The following is a 17,243-nucleotide window of genomic DNA, read 5'->3' on the forward strand; positions in this document are numbered from 1 at the left end:
GCGGCACAGCGGCCGCTACAGCAGGGCCCGCAGCCGCAGCAGATCGCGGAACCCCGCCTCAAGCCTGACCCGGCCCGAGGCCCACGCCTTCGCGAAGTTCAGCCTCCCGTCGACCATCGCCACCAGATCGTCACCGGTCATCGTGAGCCGGACGTCCGCCCGCTTCACCGGCGGCCCGTCCAGGGTGTCCAGCACCTCGATCCGGCCCGCGGAGAGTCTGCCGGTGAAGGTGACATCCAGGTCCGTGATGTGGCAGCTCAGGGCGCGGTCGAGGGCGGCGGCGCCGCGCAGCTCCCCGTCCGCCGCCGCCAGGTTGTCCGAAAGTCTGTCGAGTGCGCTGCGGCACTCCTGCGTGGTCGCCATCGTGATCGACGGTACCCCAGTGGCTCGGGGTAGCGTCTTGGCATGAGCGACTCGACGGAAGCCTCCGCAGAGGTGGTACCGCCCGGTGAAGCGGGTGGGGCGGTGTCGGTGGAGGAGTACCTGCCGGCAGGGGAGACGCGGCCGGCGGCTCCGGCACCGGAGCCGTACGACCCCGCCGCGCCCGCGCCGCTGGGCATCGAGCGCGTCCCCACCGGCAATGCGGGGGTCGACGCGCGGCTGGAGCGGCTGGCCGACGCCGACCTGCTCCCGACGGACGGACATCTCGAGGTGTACGAGGATGTACACCAGGGTCTGCGCGACACACTGACCGCGCTGGACGCGCAACCTCCGGGACCGCGTCCGGACACACCGCGCAGTCCGCATCCCCAGCACGACCGCACGCACAATCACAGGAGCTGAACCGAACGTGGCAGGACTGGCACGCCGCCGTCTCGACGCCGAGCTGGTACGCCGTAAGCTCGCACGCTCGCGCGAGCACGCGAGCCAGCTGATCGCGGCAGGACGGGTGACCGTCGGCGGCAACACCGCCACCAAGCCGGCCACCCAGGTCGAGACCAGCGCCGCCATCGTCGTCGCCCAGGACGACACCGACCCTGAGTACGTCTCGCGCGGCGGCCACAAGCTCGCCGGCGCGTTCGAGGCGTTCGTACCGAGAGGGTTGAAGATCGAAGGCCGGCGGGCGCTGGACGCGGGCGCCTCCACCGGGGGCTTCACCGATGTGCTGCTGCGCGCGGGCGCGGCCCGTGTGGTCGCCGTTGACGTCGGATACGGCCAGCTCGCCTGGTCTCTCCAGACCGATGAACGCGTGACGGTGAAAGACCGTACGAACGTACGTGAGTTGACCCTGGAGACGATCGACGGGGTGCCGGTGGACCTGGTCGTGGGCGACCTGTCCTTCATCCCGCTCGGCCTTGTGCTTCCCGCGCTCGTGCGGTGCACGGCGCCCGACGCCGATCTCGTCCTCATGGTCAAGCCGCAGTTCGAAGTCGGCAAGGAGCGGCTCGGCAGCGGCGGAGTGGTGCGCAGCCCCGAGCTACGCGCCGAAGCGGTGCGTACCGTGGCGCGCCAGGCCGGAGAGCTCGGGCTGGGTGTGCTCGGTGTGACCGCCAGTCCGCTGCCCGGCCCTTCCGGGAACGTCGAGTACTTTCTGTGGCTCAGGGCCGGGGCGCCGGACCTCGACCCGGCGGATGTCGATCGTGCAGTGGCGGAGGGGCCGCGTTGACCGATACCAGTACGAGTATGACCACGACGACGGGTGGAGACGCGCACGTCACCCGTACCGTCTTCCTGCTGGCGCACACCGGACGGCCCGCGGCCATCCGCAGTGCCGAACTCGTCGTCCAGGGCCTGCTGCGGGCCGGCCTGGGTGTGCGGGTGCTGGCGTTCGAGGCGAGGGACCTTCCGCTGCCGGACGCCGTGGAGACCGTTCCCGAGGCCACGCCCGAGGTGCTCGACGGCTGCGAGTTGCTGATCGTGCTGGGAGGCGACGGCACGCTGCTGCGCGGCGCCGAGTTCGCCCGCGCGTCCGGGGTGCCGATGCTCGGCGTCAATCTGGGGCGGGTCGGCTTTCTCGCGGAGGCCGAACGAGACGATCTCGACAAGGTCGTCGACCGTGTCGTGACGCGTGCGTACGAGGTCGAGGAGCGGATGACCCTCGATGTCGCCGTACGCAGCAACGGCGACGTGGTGCATCGGGACTGGGCCCTCAACGAGGCCGCCGTCCAGAAGGTGTCGGCGGAGCGCATGCTGGAGGTCGTGCTGGAGATCGACGGCCGGCCGGTCACCGCCTTCGGCTGCGACGGCATCGTCTGCGCCACCCCGACCGGCTCGACCGCGTACGCCTTCTCGGCAGGCGGTCCCGTGGTGTGGCCTGAGGTGGAAGCGCTGCTGATGGTGCCGATCAGCGCACACGCACTGTTCGCGAAGCCGCTGGTCACCTCGCCCGCATCGGTCCTGGCAGTGGAGGTCCAGCCGAACACCCCGCACGGCGTCCTCTGGTGCGATGGCCGCAGGGCGGTGCAGCTCCCGCACGCCGCGCGGGTGGAGGTGCGCAGGGGCGAGGTCCCGGTGCGCCTTGCGCGGCTGCACCACGCGTCGTTCACGGACCGGCTGGTGGCGAAGTTCGCACTGCCGGTCTCGGGGTGGCGGGGAGCGCCGCACTAGGCTTCCGTCGAATCCCGACTATCCCGACTGTTCCGGCCAGGATGGCAAGGGCGACTTTCCTTGCTGTCCTTACTTTCCTGGCTGACGGGACGAATCCACCCGATTCCATCGACGACGAGACCGCCCCGCGCCCCGGGGCGGTCCGGTCAACGACTGACCCGCACACAAGTAACGAGCTGCGTCTTCCACGGTCGGGTGGGGCCGCGTCGCACAGCACGGGCAAAACCTCGTATGGTCAGGTCCGTGTTGGAGGAGATGCGGATACGGTCGCTCGGGGTCATCGACGACGCTGTTGTCGAGCTTTCGCCCGGATTCACGGCGGTGACCGGAGAGACCGGCGCGGGCAAGACCATGGTCGTCACCAGTCTGGGACTGCTGCTCGGCGGGCGCGCCGACCCCGCCCTGGTGCGGATCGGCGCCAAGTCGGCGGTCGTGGAGGGGCGGGTCGCGCTGCCTTCCGGCGCGCCCGCGGTCGTGCGAGCCGAGGAAGCCGGAGCCGAACTGGACGAGGGCGCGCTGCTGATCAGCCGGACGGTCTCCGCTGAGGGCCGTTCACGCGCCCACCTCGGCGGACGCTCGGTTCCGGTCGGCATGCTCATGGAACTGGCCGATGAACTCGTCGCCGTACACGGTCAGACCGACCAGCAGGGGCTGCTCAAGGCCGCCCGGCAGCGTCAGGCACTGGACCGGTACGCCGGTGGCGCCGTGTCCGGACCGCACGCCAAGTACCTCGCCGCCTACCGGCGCCTCAAGGCCGTGTCCACCGAGCTGGACGAACTCACCACACGTGCCCGGGAGCGGGCCCAGGAAGCGGATCTGCTGCGCTTCGGGCTGAACGAGATCGCCGGTGTCGAGCCGCGCGAGGGCGAGGACGTCGAACTGGCCGCCGAGGCCGAGCGCCTCGGACACGCCGAGGCACTCGCCTCAGCCGCCTCGGTGGCGCACGCGGCGCTCGCGGGCAACCCGGAGGACCCCGAGTCCGTCGACGCCACCACGCTGGTCGCGGGGGCCGGACGGGCCCTGGACGCCGTACGGTCCCATGACCCGGCGCTCGCAGCGCTCGCCGACCGCATGGGCGAGATCTCCATCCTGCTCGGGGACGTGGCGGGCGAGCTCGCCGGGTACGCCGACAACCTGGAAGCCGATCCGCTGCGGCTGACCGTGGTCGAGGAGCGGCGGGCCGCGCTCGCCGGACTGACCCGCAAGTACGGCGAGTACGGCGAGGACATCCGCACCGTGCTGGCCTGGGCGGAGGAGAGTGCCGGGCGGCTCACCGAGCTGGACGGCGACGACGACCGTATCGGCGAGCTCACGGCCGAGCGCGACGCGCTGCGCGCCGAACTGTCCGGCCTCGCGCAGGCACTGACCGACGCGCGTACGGAGGCGGCGGCGCGGTTCGCCGACGCGGTGACGGCCGAGCTGGCGCATCTGGCGATGCCGCACGCCCGGGTGACGTTCGACATCCGCCAGTCCGACGACCCGGACGGTGTCGAGGTGGGCGGCCGGCCCGTGGCGTACACCTCGTCGGGCGCGGACGAGGTCGAGCTGCTGCTCGCCCCGCACCCCGGCGCACAGCCGAGGCCGATCGCCAAGGGTGCGTCGGGCGGTGAACTGTCCCGGGTGATGCTGGCGGTGGAGGTCGTCTTCGCGGGCACCGACCCTGTGCCGACGTATCTCTTCGACGAGGTCGACGCGGGTGTCGGCGGCAAGGCGGCGGTCGAGATCGGCCGGCGGCTGGCGAAGCTGGCCAAGACCGCGCAGGTCGTGGTGGTCACGCACCTGCCGCAGGTGGCGGCATTCGCGGACCGGCAGCTTCTGGTCGAGAAGACCGACGACGGCACCGTGACCCGGTCCGGGGTCACCGTGCTGGAGGGCGAGGACCGGGTGCGTGAACTGTCGCGGATGCTGGCGGGCCAGGAGGACTCGGAGACGGCCCGGGCACATGCGGAGGAGCTGCTGGCGACGGCGCGTTCGGAGGTGTGAGGGCTCGGCCGGTCAGGCGGGTCCGTGATCGGAGACCCCTGTCGGCGGCCTGCGCGCCACGCCTAGGCTGGCGATCATGGGAACGCCGAACAGAGTGATCGCCCTTGCCGTCGCCGCGGGCGGCACTCGCCTTGTGTACCGCGCACTCCGGGCGCGTACCCGCGGGGACGTGCGCTGGGAGCGTGCCAACTACGCCGGGCGCACGGTCGATCTGTGTGCCGGGCCCGCTGTGACCGTGGGCGCTGCCGCCGGTGCGCTGGCGGCAGGCGTACCGGCAGCCGCTGCCGCCGCGCTGATTGCCGGTGCGTGCGGGGCGTACGACGATGTCGCGGGCGACGAGCGGCGCGGTTTCAGGGCCCATCTCACCGCCCTGGGGCAGGGTGAAGTCACCAGCGGAGCGGTGAAGCTCTTCGGTGTCGGGGCTGCCGGGCTGCTCGCTGGGGCGCTGATGAAGGAGCGGCCCGTGGACAAGGTGCTCGCGGGCGTGGTGATCGCCGGCACTGCGCATCTGGTGAACCTTGTGGACATACGGCCGGGTCGCGCCGCGCTCACCGTGCTCGGCCTGGGCGCGCCAGGGCTGGCGCGGGGGCCGCTCGCCGCCGCACCCATGGGCGCGGTGTCAGCCGTTGCGGGTGATGACCTGGGTGAGAGCACGATGCTGGGCGACGCGGGAGCACACGCGCTCGGTGCGGCGGCCGGCGCCGCGATCGCCGCGGGCAACGGCCGGACCGGACTCGCATTCCACGCGGCGGGACTGATCGCCGCCGCGGCGTTCGGCGACCGGATCACCGAACTCGCACGCTCACCCATGTGAGTGAACCCGGCGAAGGAGTTGCCACGTAGGACAGGGGAATGCCGCCCCGGCGGTGCCGGAACGCGCGTACGGGCTGGCATCCTTGGCTGGTGACACAGCTCCGTACGGTCCAGGTGCTGGGCGGCGGCAGCGCGGGCAGTAGCGCTCATGTCAGATCACTGGCCGGTGGGCTGGTGGCTCGGGGAGTGCGGGTGACCGTCTGCGCCCCCGCCTCGCTGGAGCATGCCTACGACTTCCTCGGCACGGGCGCGCACTTCGTGCCGGTGCCGCCGCGCAGCGACCCGGCCGCGGTCGGCGCGCTCAGAGCAGTGTGCGCCGGCGCGGACGTGGTGCACGCGCACGGAGTGAACGCCGCAGTACGCGCCGGGCTCGCCATCGGCCGGCAGCGCCGGGTGCCGCTCGTCGTCACCTGGCACACCCGCTCGCTCGCCGACGGCGCCAAGGGCCGGATACTGCGGCTGATGGAGCGCAGGGCGGTACGGTCGGCCGCGGTGGTGCTCGCCACGTCGTCGGAACTGGTCGACCGGGCGCGTGAGCGGGGCGCCCGCGATGCCCGGCTCTCCCCGGTGACGGCGCCGGGGCATACGTCCTCGTATGACCGGGCGGAACACAAAGCGCGGGCGGAACTGGGCGCAGTCGACCGGCCGTTGCTCATGGCGGTGGGCAGGTTGGAGCCCGGCAGGGGGTACCCGACCCTGCTGGACGCGGCCCGGGACTGGTGCGGGCTCGACCCCATGCCGCTGGTCGTGATCGCGGGCGAGGGCCGCGAACGCGCCTCGCTGCAACGCCGTATCGAAGCCGAAGAGCTTCCGGTGCGGCTCATCGGCCGCCGCGACGACGTCACCGACTTGCTCGCGGCAGCCGACATCGCGCTGCTCCCCAGCCGCTGGGAGGCGCGATCCCTGCTCGCCCAGGAAGCCCTCCGCCTCGGGGTGCCCCTGGTGGCCACCCGCGTCGGCGGCGTCCCCGAACTCGTCGGCAACGCGGCGGCGCTGGTGCCTTACGGTGACGCCGACGCCCTGTCCGCGGCAGTCACCGCCCTGCTCGCCGACCCGTCCGCCCGGCACCGGTTGGCGGCGGCGGGGCGCGTGCAGGCGGCCACCTGGCCGACGGAGGACGAGACCATTGCGCAGATCCTGAGCGTCTACGACGAGTTCGCCGCACCACGCGGTACGCCACCGGCCTGACGCCCGGCACTCCGCGGGGTACCCGGTCGCACGGGGTCCGGGGTCTCGCGGTGTTCCGCACCCCGCTGCAGTGCCCGGTGTGTCCGGCCTCAAACGCCGGCCAGGCTTGGGTTTCGTGGGCTGGGCTGGGCTGGGTCCGTGGTGGTGGGGTTGGGCCGCTGCGGGGCTCGTATCCGGGAGCGGCCCCCGACTACCCAGCCTGGCCGGCGTTTGAGGCCGGACACTCCGGTCCCCCGTGCGGGGTGGCGTGCGCCGCGACACCTGGCGCCCCGTGCGACGGGGGCACCACAGGGTGCGGGCGGCCCGCGGGGTCATGGCAGGTGGCGGCGAGCCCGCAGCGCAAGGGACAGCGCCAGTACCGTCTGCGGATCATCGAGATCCGTGCCGAGCAACTCCTCGATCCGAGCCAGCCGGTTGTACAGCGTCTGACGGTTGAGGTGCAGCTCGCGCGCCGTCTCCGCCTTGCGTCCCGTATGCGCCAGATACGTCTCCAGCGTCGGCAGCAGCGGCGGGCGCGAGGTGCGGTCGTGCTCGCGCAGTGGGCCGATGGCCCGGTCGACGAACGCCGCCAGGTCCGGGTGGTCCCGCAGCCGCCACAGCAGTAGGTCGATGTCGAGGCGGCGCGCGTCGTACCAGGGGCGGTCGGGGAGCCCGAGTGCCGCCGTCGCGGTCTCCGCCGCATGGCGCAGCCCGGCCGATGCCGAGCTCCAGCCCCCGGCGACGCCCACGACGACCACCGGCGGATGGGCCCCGGCCCGCTCCGGCCGTTCCAGGCCCGCACGTTTCAGCCCGGCACGCAGCGCCGCCGACACCCGGTCAGCGACGGCCGCGCGCTCCGACTCCGCGCGCAGGCCGATCAGCAGCGGTACACGGCCTTCGACGGGCCGTACCCCCAGCAGCACCGGGACGCCCACTGACGACAGCTCCTCCAGCACCGCGCGGGCCAGGACCGACCAGTTGCCCGACGGGGACAGCTCGGGCATCAGCCGCATCACCACCGGCAGCAGAGGGCCGTCGGCGCACTTGAAGCCCAGCACCCGGGCCTGTTCCGGTGCGTCGTCCGGTGAGATACGCCCCTCGGCGAGATCGGTGAGGAAGTCGCCCCGGCCGCGCGCCGCCAACTCCTCCTCCTGGCGTGCCTGCATCAGGACCACCGCGAGCACCCCCGCTGCCCGTTCCAGCGCCATCCGGTGCACCGGCAGCAGCGGGGTGGTGACGGCGGGTACGACGAGCCGGGCGCGTACCGCTGCGGTGCCCGGGCCGCCGCCCGGCACATCCACCACGGCGGTACCGGCCGGGGGCCCCGACTCCCGGGCGGCCCGCTGGCCGCGCAGACCCTCCCATACCTGGAGCGGGTCGGCGGCGGACGGCCCCGACCCGCTCTCGGCGGCGTACAGCAGTTGTCCGTCCGTGGTCTCCAGGAACACCGGGTTGGCGGTGAAGTCCGCGAGGATCCTGAGCACTTGAGGGATCCCTCCGCCGCCGAGCAGGGCCTGGGTGCACCTCCGGTGCACTTCGTCGGCGCGCTGAAGCAGGGCGTAGTGCAGATTGACGATCTCGGTGTGGATCTCCTCCGTCACCGAGACGAACGCCACCTCGCGATGCAGCTGGATCAGGGGCAGCCCGGCGGCGGACGCCGCGTCGACGACCGCGGCGGGCAGCCGGGGGAAGCGTGAACCCAGTTCCACCACCAGCGCCGCGACCCCGCGGTCGGCGAGCCGCCGTACGAAGGCGCGCTGTTCGGCGGGGCGGGAACCCAGGCCCAGGCCCGTCGTCAGCAGCAGTTCCCCGCCCTTGAGCAGCGAGGCGATGTTCGGCACCTCACCGGCGTGCACCCAGCGCACGGTGTGACTCAGCCGGTCGGCCCCGGCCACCACCTCGGGAAGTCCGCTGCGGAGCGCGGGCAGCTCAAGCGCCCGCTGCACGGTGATACCGCCCTGAGTTTCCATTGCCGGGACGCTACCTGGGCGAAAGTTCGCCGGACAACCGCCGTACCGGGCCGGAGGTCAGCCCGGTCTGACGTTGTGGTTCCGCCGGAACACATTGTCGGGGTCGTACTGCTTCTTGACCGCGGCGAGCCTCCGGTAGTTCGCGGCGCCGAAGCCGGCCACCACCCGCTCCGGCCCTTCCAGACCGATGAAGTTGAGGTACGTCATGCCGAGCGACCAGGGCTCGACGGCGGACCGGACATCACGTACCCACTGTCTGCCGCGCTCGTCGTCCGCCATGTCGCTCCAGATGCCGAACGGGTGCACGGCCCACTGGGCGGACCGCCACGGCAGCGGGTAGTCGGAGTCGTCGCGGGCGAGCGCCCCGCCCATGGGGAACAGGATGTGCTGGGAGTTCGAGGGCACGATCATCGACTCGGCCCGGTCGCAGAAGGCGTCGACGGCTTCGGACGGCAGGGCGTCGAGGTACTCCGCCGACCAGTAGTTACGCAGTCCCGGCGGATCGTCGAACATGCACTGGAGCTCGGCGTACGGAAGCCCCATGATGACCTCCGCCTCGTGGCCGAGACCCAGCAGCGGGCCTGCTGCCCCGCGCAGCTCCGCCTCGGGTCCCGCGTAGGTGAGCAGCACCAGCGCCACGGCCTGGTCCACCAAGTGCTCGGGCATGAAGTCCTCGGGCGGCCCGGTGAGGTAGATGAAGCCACCGCCCATCTCGTCGGGGGCACTCGCCAGCACATCGCGGTAGACCGGGAGCACTTCGGCCCCGCGTGCGGCGGGGAAGATCAGCATCGCGACGGACGCGGCGGCCAGCGGGTGCAGTCTCAGAGTGAGTGAGGTGGCCACCCCGAAGTTGCCGCCGCCGCCGTGCAGCGCCCAGAACAGTTCCGGGTGCGCCTCCGCATCGACGTGGATCTCCGTGCCTTCGGCAGTCACGAGCTCCGCGGCGATCAGGTTGTCGCAGGCCAGCCCGAACTTCCGTTCAAGCCAGCCGGATCCGCCGCCGAGCGTGAAGCCGCCTACGCCGGTGGTGGACGCCCGACCTCCGGTGGTGGCGAGGCCGAACGGTTCGGTGGCCCGGTCCAGATGGCTCATGGTGGCCCCGCCACCGATCCGGGCCGTCCGGTCCTCCGGGTCCACCGTGACGGCATGCATCCGGCGTAGATCGATCACCAGACCGCCGTCGGTGGTCGCGAGGCCTGCGACGCTGTGGCCGCCGCCGCGTACCGCGATCTCCAGATCGTGCTCCCGGCCGAAGCGGATCGCCGCCGCCACATCGGCGGCGGACTCGCACTGGACGATCACCGCCGGACGCCGGTCGATCATCGCGTTGAAGAGCGTGCGGGCCTCGTCGTACACCGGATCGCCCGGGGCGATCACCTCGCCGGACACGCTCTGCCGTAGCCCGTCCAGGGCCGCGACAGCTACGGGCTGGGGCGCTGCCATGATGTCCCCTTCCGGGGCGCGGACAGGACCTTTTCATCGTAGGTACGAGCGGTCCTGCCGCGCATATCAAGCCCCGGGGCCCGTCCCGAAGGAGCGGGCCGCGCGGCCTGGGCCTCGGGGTCCCCGGACAAAGCCTGGGGGAGTCTGAGGCCGGACACCCCGGGCACCCCGCCGGGGTGCCGCACCCGGACACGCCCGCGCCCCGCGCAACGGGGCACCCCGGTGGTGGCTCGTCCCGGCGAGCCGAGCCACTCGACACAGGTCCAGCCGTCAGCCCCGTACCGCCGGAGGCGATCAGCCCCCGTACGCCCCGGAGGCGGTCAGCCGCAGCGCCGTGTCGATCAACGGGACATGGCTGAAGGCCTGCGGGAAGTTGCCCACCTGGCGCTGGAGCCGCGGATCCCACTCCTCGGCGAGCAGCCCGAGGTCGTTGCGCAGCGACAGCAGCTTCTCGAAGAGGCGGCGGGCCTCGTCCACCCGGCCGATCATCGCCAGGTCGTCGGCCAGCCAGAACGAGCAGGCGAGGAAGGCGCCCTCGTCGCCTTCGAGCCCGTCGACCCCGGCCTCGTCGCCTGCCGTCGGATAGCGCAGCACGAAACCGTCCGGTGTGGACAGTTCCCGCTGGATCGCCTCGATCGTGCCGATGACGCGCTTGTCGTCCGGTGGCAGGAAGCCCATCTGCGGGATCAGCAGCAGGGAGGCGTCGAGCTCCTTGGAGCCGTACGACTGCGTGAAGGTGTTCCGCTCTTTGTCGTAGCCCTTCTCGCAGACATCGCGGTGGATCTCGTCGCGCAGCTCGCGCCAGCGCTCCAGAGGGCCGTCCGCGTCGCCCGACTCGATCAGCTTGATCGTGCGGTCCACGGCCACCCACGCCATCACCTTGGAGTGCACGAAGTGGCGGCGGGGCCCGCGGACCTCCCAGATGCCCTCGTCGGGCTGGTCCCAGTGGTCCTCCAGGTACCGGATCAGCTTCAGCTGGAGCACGGAGGCGTAGTCGTTTCGGGACAGGCCGGTCATATGCGCCAGGTGCAGCGCCTCGGTGACCTCGCCGTAGACGTCCAGCTGGAGCTGGTTCGCGGCGCCGTTGCCGACCCGGACCGGGACAGAGCCCTCGTAGCCCGGCAGCCAGTCCAGTTCCGCCTCGCCCAGTTCGCGTTCACCGGCGATGCCGTACATGATCTGGAGGTTCTCCGGGTCGCCCGCGACCGCCCGCAGCAGCCACTCGCGCCAGGCCCGGGCCTCTTCCCGGTAGCCGGTGCGCAGCAGTGACGACAGGGTGATCGCCGCGTCCCGCAGCCAGGTGTAGCGGTAGTCCCAGTTCCGTACCCCGCCGATCTCCTCCGGCAGGGAGGTGGTGGGCGCGGCGACGATCCCGCCCGTCGGGGCGTAGGTCAGGGCCTTCAGGGTGATCAGCGAGCGGACCACCGACTCCCGGTAGGGGCCGTGGTACGTGCAGTGCTCGACCCATTCGCCCCAGAAGTCCTCGGTGGCGTCCAGCGCCCCCTCGGGGTCGGGAAGTGCCGGGGGCTCGCGGTGCGAGGGCTGCCAGCTGATGGTGAAGGCGATCCGGTCACCGGGGGAGACGGTGAAGTCCGAGTACGTCGTCAGGTCCTCGCCGTACGTCTCCGCGGGAGTGTCCAGCCACACCGAGTCGGGGCCCGCGACGGCGACCGTGCGGTTGTCGACCTTGTGCACCCAGGGCACGACCCGGCCGTAGCTGAACCGCATCCGCAGGGCGGAGCGCATCGGGACCCGGCCGCTGACACCCTCGACGATCCGGATCAGCTGGGGCGCCCCGTCACGCGGCGGCATGAAATCCGTCACACGGACCGTGCCGCGCGGGGTGTCCCACTCCGATTCCAGGATCAGCGAGTCGCCCCGGTATCTGCGCCGGTCGGCCGTGGGGGGCTCGGTGTGACCCGGATACGCGGGCCCGAGGCGCCAGAAGCCGTGCTCCTCGGTGCCGAGAAGCCCGGCGAAGACGGCATGCGAGTCGAAGCGCGGCAGGCACAGCCAGTCGACCGTGCCGTCCCGGCAGACCAGGGCAGCGGTCTGCATGTCCCCGATGAGTGCGTAATCCTCGATGCGCCCGGCCAATGGATCTCCAGTCGAACGGCCACGTCCGCCTTGCGTGGCTCTGTGCTCTTGCTGCGGTCAAGGGTGTCAATCGGTCAATCGGTCATTGACGAGCTCTTGTTCCGGGAGAGGGCGGAGGTGGTGCCAATCGCCGGCTTGCTCGGGAGCGACATTCCGAATCAAGTGTCCGAGCAGAATACGACGCGGCCCTGTGATCCGCGTGAAGCTCCCGGCAATCCGGTGCCGCCGAACGGGTGAGCGGTGGGTGAATCCGGAGAGGCCCGTGAGAGCCATCATGCCCTGTGTGGCCGGAAGCAGTCTCCCTGTGGCGCTGATACCCTGGTAGCCCGTGGACCGGTGGGCTCCTCGCATGAACGGCGGCCCCCGAACCGCAGCGACGGCACCCCGGAAATCTCCGGATCTCCACAGTGGGATCGCCGGTACGCACGACAACTCGCGACCACGGGAGCCCCCTCTTGGCCATGCCGGCTCGATCCTCGAACACGACGACCAAGCACATCTTCGTCACCGGGGGTGTCGCCTCCTCCCTCGGCAAGGGCCTGACGGCCTCCAGCCTGGGCGCGCTGCTCAAGGCCCGTGGTCTGCGGGTCACCATGCAGAAGCTCGACCCGTACCTGAACGTGGACCCGGGCACGATGAACCCGTTCCAGCACGGTGAGGTGTTCGTCACCAACGACGGCGCCGAGACCGACCTGGACATCGGCCACTACGAGCGCTTCCTCGACGTCGACCTGGACGGTTCCGCGAACGTCACCACCGGCCAGGTGTACTCGCAGGTGATCGCCAAGGAGCGGCGCGGTGAGTATCTGGGCGACACGGTGCAGGTCATCCCGCACATCACGAACGAGATCAAGCACCGTATCCGCCGGATGGCCACGGATGACGTGGATGTGGTGATCACCGAGGTGGGCGGCACGGTCGGGGACATCGAGTCGCTGCCGTTCCTGGAGACCGTGCGGCAGGTCCGCCACGAGGTCGGCCGGGACAACGTCTTCGTGGTGCACATCTCGCTGCTGCCGTACATCGGTCCTTCGGGGGAGCTGAAGACGAAGCCGACGCAGCACTCGGTGGCGGCGCTGCGGAACATCGGTATCCAGCCGGACGCGATCGTGCTGCGGGCCGACCGGGACGTGCCGACCGCGATCAAGCGCAAGATCTCGCTGATGTGCGATGTGGACGAGGCGGCGGTGGTCGCGGCCATCGACGCCAAGTCGATCTACGACATTCCCAAGGTGCTGCACACCGAGGGTCTGGACGCGTATGTGGTGCGCAAGCTGGACCTGCCGTTCCGTGACGTCGACTGGACGATCTGGGACGACCTGCTGGACCGTGTGCACCATCCGGACCACGAGATCAGCGTGGCCCTGGTCGGCAAGTACATCGACCTGCCGGACGCCTACCTCTCGGTGACCGAGGCGCTGCGGGCCGGCGGTTTCGCCAACCGCGCCCGGGTCGCGGTCAAGTGGGTCGCCTCGGACGACTGCAAGACGCGGGCGGGCGCGGCCAAGCAGCTCGGCGACGTGGACGCGATCTGCATCCCCGGTGGCTTCGGCGACCGCGGGGTCAGCGGCAAGGTCGGCGCGATCCAGTACGCCCGCGAGAACAGGATTCCGCTGCTGGGGCTGTGTCTGGGCCTGCAGTGCATCGTGATCGAGGCGGCGCGCAACCTGGCCGGGATCCCGGAGGCCAACTCCACCGAGTTCGACGCCACCACCGCGCACCCCGTGATCTCCACGATGGAGGAGCAGCTGGCGTACGTGGAGGGTGCGGGCGACCTGGGCGGCACCATGCGGCTGGGGCTCTACCCGGCCAAGCTCGCCGAGGGCTCGATCGTGCGCGAGGTCTACGACGACCAGCCCTACGTGGAGGAGCGCCACCGCCACCGCTACGAGGTCAACAACGCCTACCGCGCGGAGCTGGAGAAGAAGGCCGGCATCGTCTTCTCGGGCACCTCCCCGGACAACAAGCTCGTCGAGTACGTCGAGTACCCGCGCGAGGTGCACCCCTACCTGGTCGCCACCCAGGCCCACCCCGAACTCCGCTCCCGCCCCACCCGCCCCCACCCGCTGTTCGCCGGCCTGGTCAAGGCCGCCGTACGACGCAGGGAAGAGGCTGCCAAGGGCGCGGCAGGCAAGTAAGCGAGGGCCGGCAGCGGCGGAAGAACTAACGTGGACCGGGGTACGGGCCGGAACAGGCCCCGTACCCCGGTTCCGGTGTGTGGAGAGGACGGCATATGACCACGACCATCAAGGACGCCCCTGAGGAGTGGCAGGTCACAGCGACCGCGGTCCCGTTCAAGGGCAACAAGACAAGCGTCCGGACCGACGACGTGGTCATGCCCGACGGGTCCGTCGCGCGCCGCGACTACCAGGTCCATCCCGGCTCCGTGGCCGTGCTCGCCCTGGACGAGTCGGGCAGGATCCTGGTGCTGCGCCAGTACCGGCACCCGGTGCGCCAGAAGCTGTGGGAGATCCCGGCCGGCCTGCTCGACGTCCCCGGGGAGAACCCGCTGACCGCGGCTCAGCGCGAGCTGTACGAGGAGGCGCACGTCAAGGCAGTCGACTGGCGGGTGCTGGTCGACGTCTACACCACACCGGGCGGCTGCGACGAGGCGGTACGGGTCTTCCTCGCCCGCGACCTCTCCGATGCCGAGGGCGAGCGCTTTCAGGTCTCCCACGAGGAGGCCGACATGGAGCTGGCCCGGGTGCCGCTGGAGGAACTGGTGCGAGGGGTGCTCGCGGGGGACCTGCACAACAACTGCCTGGCCGTGGGTGTGCTCTCGCTGGCCGCCGCGCTGGCGGGCGACGGGGTGGATTCCCTGCGCCCCGCCGAGGCGCCGTGGCCGGCGCGGCCCTTCGAGGCGTAGAACGGCGCTCCCATGCCCGGATAAGGCTTGGGTACGGGCGCCCGGTGGGACGATCGGCTGATCCGATCGAGGGAACCGGGCGCACGCGCCGCAGTGCTCGCCGGAGTCCGGCAGACGGCTGATCTACGCTCGAAGCGCCCATCCGGGGAACCTCCGGTGGGTTCGGCTCGTTCAGCGGCGGACTGGAGCGTGGCCCATGAGGGAGCAGGCGTGGAATTGAACGGCCCTTCGCCGGATGGTCCTTCGCCCGGGAGCCCGGCGTCACCGGGTCAGGAGCCTTCGGTGGCGAGGCCGGCGGCGCGGGGGACCGCGCAGGGGGCCGGAAGTGGTGTGCGGGGGCAATTCATCGGACGCCAGCGTGAGTTGAAGTCGCTGCGAGCCGATATCGAACGGGCCGGACTGGACACCCTCTCGGGCCGCAAGGCGCCACGCGCCAGAGTGCTGCTGGTCGCCGGGCGGCCCGGCTCCGGGCGCAGCACCCTCGCCGCCGAGCTGGCCAGGCAACTGGACGGCGACTACCCCGGCGGAGTGCTGCGGGCACGCCTCGCGGAACCTGCCGGGTACGCCGTACCCACCGAACGCACCGTACGCGACCTGCTCGGGGACCTGGGGGTCACCCCGCGCCCCGGAGCGGACGAGGACGAGCTCACCGGGTTGCTCCGCGGCGCACTGGCGGAGCGGCGCTGCCTGCTGCTGCTGGACGACGCCGGCGACGCAGAGCAGGTCGATCCGCTCATCCCCGACAACCCCGACTGCCTGGTCGTCGCCGTCGCCCAGGGCCCGCTCACCGGGATCGCGGACGTACGGCCCTGCACCGTCGGCGGAATGGACCCCAAGTCGGCGATCGAACTCCTGGGCCGCTTCACCGGCGAGGTGCGGATCACCGTCGACCCGCAGGCGGCCGAATCCCTCGTCGAGCAGTGCGGCGGCCAGCCCGCGGCGATGGTGCTGGCGGGCGGCTGGCTGGCGGCCAGGCCCAACGCCTCGGTCGCCGACGCCGCCAAGCGGTTGCGCGGGCTGCCGGACGATCCCGAACAGCCCGTCGGCGCCCGGCCGGTGGCCAAGGCGTTCCGACTGGCGCACGAATCGCTTCCGGCACCGGCCGCCCGGATGCTGCGGCTGCTCGCACTCGCACCCGCCGGGCTCGTCGATCCGAACACGGCCTCCGCGCTCGCCGGCTGCTCGTTCGCGGACGCGGCACTCGCCCTGGCGGACTTCGCCTCGCTGGGGCTGCTGCGCGTGGTGCGTGACGGCACACCCGAGGAGCGGCCAGAGGAGCAGTCCAGCACACGGACCGGACCGGACGACGACCTCTACGAGGTGCCCGGCTGCCTCGTCCCGCTGCTGCACGAGGCGATGACCGCGCACGACCGGCCCAACGAGATCGAGCTCGCCCGCGCCCGGATGCTGGAGCGGACCGTACGGCTGCTGCACGCGTGCCGGGGCAGCACCGAGCCCGAGGGCTCCGAGGCCCGCCGCAGACTCGCCGGACTGCCGCGCACCCTGCGTTTCACCTCGCCGGAGGCGGCCGGGCGCTGGCTGGCGGCACGCCTCCACGCACTGTCCGCCGCCGCGCGGCTCGCCGCCGCGGACGGGGAACTGGACACCCTGGCCAGACGGCTGATCGCCGCCCTGGTCCGGGCACTCGTCGCCCATCGCGGGGCGCAGAGCACCGTGCCCGAGCTCTACGAGCTGCACCAGCTCGTCCTGGACATGGCCGAACGCCGCGGGCTCCACCGGGAGCGGGCGGCGGCGCTGCTGAACCTCGCCGACCTCGACGCGCGGACAGGACGCAAGGACGCCGCTCTGACCCGATACCGGTCCGCCCTGGAGGCCGGGCGACTGGCGAACGACCCGTATGCCACGGGTCGGGCGATGGAATCCGTAGCGGGCGCCTATCAGGAGCTGGGGGACTGGGAGCGGGCCGCCGACTGGTACGGGCGCGCGCTCTCGCAGCGGCTGGCGAGGGGAGAGCTCGCGGACGGGACCAGGCTGTACGGCCGCCTCGGCGCCGTGCACACCTATGCCGGGCGTTACGGGGACGCCCTGCGCGGCTGGCGGGCGGCGGCGGCCGGATACCGCCGGCTCGGAGATCTACCCGGTCACGCACGGGCGTTGAGCGAGGTGGCGAGGGTCCAGGAGTACGCCGGCAGGCCCCGCGAGTCGCTGCGCACCTGCGAGGAGGCGGTGGACTGCGCGCGGCATGCCGGGGACGTGCGGTTGCAGGCCGCCCTGCGGCTCAGACTGGCCGACACGCTCGACCGGCTGGGCGATCCCACCGCTGCCCGGCTGCATCGCTCCGCTGCGGAGCAGCTCCTGGAAACGGAGGCCTCTGGCCTGCGAAATCCGTAGTGGTC

Annotated in this window: 13 protein-coding genes; 9 read left to right on the plus strand and 4 right to left on the minus strand. The window is 71.8% G+C overall.

Annotated features, from left to right (window positions below):
* Positions 1-15: 15 nt before the first annotated feature.
* A complete protein-coding gene (locus tag ACFWI9_RS16610; protein ID WP_387162555.1) occupies positions 16-363 on the minus strand; it encodes an SCP2 sterol-binding domain-containing protein in 348 nt (115 codons plus the stop codon).
* Between the two features lie 42 nt (positions 364-405).
* Between ACFWI9_RS16610 and ACFWI9_RS16615 the strand changes: the two genes are divergently transcribed.
* The 6 genes from ACFWI9_RS16615 (at position 406) to ACFWI9_RS16640 (ending at position 6,531) form a co-directional block, all read left to right on the plus strand.
* Complete coding sequence (locus tag ACFWI9_RS16615; RefSeq protein WP_387162557.1) at positions 406-783, plus strand: hypothetical protein; 378 nt, start codon at positions 406-408, stop codon at positions 781-783.
* A 7-nt stretch (positions 784-790) separates the two neighbouring features.
* Positions 791-1,606 (plus strand): TlyA family RNA methyltransferase, encoded by an 816-nt coding sequence (locus tag ACFWI9_RS16620; RefSeq protein WP_387162559.1) that lies wholly within the window; start codon positions 791-793, stop codon positions 1,604-1,606.
* A 17-nt stretch (positions 1,607-1,623) separates the two neighbouring features.
* The gene (locus tag ACFWI9_RS16625) at positions 1,624-2,547 is read left to right on the plus strand and encodes an NAD kinase (RefSeq protein ID WP_387162562.1); all 924 of its coding nucleotides are present in this window, start codon (positions 1,624-1,626) and stop codon (positions 2,545-2,547) included.
* Positions 2,548-2,778: 231 nt separating this feature from the next.
* Positions 2,779-4,530, plus strand: a complete 1,752-nt coding sequence (gene recN, locus ACFWI9_RS16630; RefSeq protein WP_387162564.1) for a DNA repair protein RecN — start codon at positions 2,779-2,781, stop codon at positions 4,528-4,530.
* 76 nt (positions 4,531-4,606) lie between these two features.
* Positions 4,607-5,344: a hypothetical protein gene (locus ACFWI9_RS16635; protein ID WP_387162566.1), complete on the plus strand. Its 738-nt coding sequence runs from the start codon at positions 4,607-4,609 to the stop codon at positions 5,342-5,344.
* Positions 5,345-5,433: 89 nt separating this feature from the next.
* The gene (locus ACFWI9_RS16640; protein WP_387162568.1) at positions 5,434-6,531 is read left to right on the plus strand and encodes a glycosyltransferase family 4 protein; all 1,098 of its coding nucleotides are present in this window, start codon (positions 5,434-5,436) and stop codon (positions 6,529-6,531) included.
* A gap of 311 nt (positions 6,532-6,842) precedes the next feature.
* Here ACFWI9_RS16640 and ACFWI9_RS16645 read toward each other — a convergent pair whose 3' ends face one another.
* The 3 genes from ACFWI9_RS16645 to ACFWI9_RS16655 all read right to left on the minus strand — a co-directional run bounded on the left by ACFWI9_RS16645 (position 6,843) and on the right by ACFWI9_RS16655 (position 12,020).
* Positions 6,843-8,480 (minus strand): PucR family transcriptional regulator, encoded by a 1,638-nt coding sequence (locus tag ACFWI9_RS16645; RefSeq protein WP_387162570.1) that lies wholly within the window; start codon positions 8,478-8,480, stop codon positions 6,843-6,845.
* Between the two features lie 57 nt (positions 8,481-8,537).
* Positions 8,538-9,923, minus strand: coding sequence for an FAD-binding oxidoreductase (locus tag ACFWI9_RS16650; protein WP_387162572.1), 1,386 nt, complete (start codon positions 9,921-9,923; stop codon positions 8,538-8,540).
* A 294-nt stretch (positions 9,924-10,217) separates the two neighbouring features.
* Positions 10,218-12,020: a glycoside hydrolase family 15 protein gene (locus ACFWI9_RS16655; RefSeq protein ID WP_387162574.1), complete on the minus strand. Its 1,803-nt coding sequence runs from the start codon at positions 12,018-12,020 to the stop codon at positions 10,218-10,220.
* A gap of 461 nt (positions 12,021-12,481) precedes the next feature.
* Here ACFWI9_RS16655 and ACFWI9_RS16660 point away from each other — a divergent pair, with 461 nt between their 5' ends.
* The 3 genes from ACFWI9_RS16660 (at position 12,482) to ACFWI9_RS16670 (ending at position 17,238) form a co-directional block, all read left to right on the plus strand.
* Complete coding sequence (locus tag ACFWI9_RS16660) at positions 12,482-14,158, plus strand: CTP synthase (protein ID WP_387162576.1); 1,677 nt, start codon at positions 12,482-12,484, stop codon at positions 14,156-14,158.
* A 95-nt stretch (positions 14,159-14,253) separates the two neighbouring features.
* Positions 14,254-14,886 (plus strand): NUDIX domain-containing protein, encoded by a 633-nt coding sequence (locus ACFWI9_RS16665; protein WP_387162578.1) that lies wholly within the window; start codon positions 14,254-14,256, stop codon positions 14,884-14,886.
* A gap of 282 nt (positions 14,887-15,168) precedes the next feature.
* On the plus strand, positions 15,169-17,238 hold the full coding sequence (locus ACFWI9_RS16670) for a tetratricopeptide repeat protein (RefSeq protein ID WP_387162580.1): 2,070 nt from the start codon (positions 15,169-15,171) through the stop codon (positions 17,236-17,238).
* Positions 17,239-17,243: the final 5 nt, after the last annotated feature.

It is taken from the genome of Streptomyces sp. NPDC127084 (assembly GCF_042724175.1).
GTDB lineage: Bacteria > Actinomycetota > Actinomycetes > Streptomycetales > Streptomycetaceae > Streptomyces.

Bases quoted from the DNA above. Each gene is read 5' to 3' on its own strand.
- ACFWI9_RS16610 (WP_387162555.1), bottom strand. From the start codon at position 363: ATGGCGACCACGCAGGAGTGCCGCAGCGCACTCGACAGACTTTCGGAC.
- ACFWI9_RS16615 (WP_387162557.1), top strand. From the start codon at position 406: ATGAGCGACTCGACGGAAGCCTCCGCAGAGGTGGTACCGCCCGGTGAA.
- ACFWI9_RS16625 (WP_387162562.1), top strand. From the start codon at position 1,624: ATGACCACGACGACGGGTGGAGACGCGCACGTCACCCGTACCGTCTTC.
- recN (WP_387162564.1), top strand. From the start codon at position 2,779: ATGGTCAGGTCCGTGTTGGAGGAGATGCGGATACGGTCGCTCGGGGTC.
- ACFWI9_RS16635 (WP_387162566.1), top strand. From the start codon at position 4,607: ATGGGAACGCCGAACAGAGTGATCGCCCTTGCCGTCGCCGCGGGCGGC.
- ACFWI9_RS16645 (WP_387162570.1), bottom strand. From the start codon at position 8,480: ATGGAAACTCAGGGCGGTATCACCGTGCAGCGGGCGCTTGAGCTGCCC.
- ACFWI9_RS16650 (WP_387162572.1), bottom strand. From the start codon at position 9,923: ATGGCAGCGCCCCAGCCCGTAGCTGTCGCGGCCCTGGACGGGCTACGG.
- ACFWI9_RS16660 (WP_387162576.1), top strand. From the start codon at position 12,482: ATGCCGGCTCGATCCTCGAACACGACGACCAAGCACATCTTCGTCACC.
- ACFWI9_RS16665 (WP_387162578.1), top strand. From the start codon at position 14,254: ATGACCACGACCATCAAGGACGCCCCTGAGGAGTGGCAGGTCACAGCG.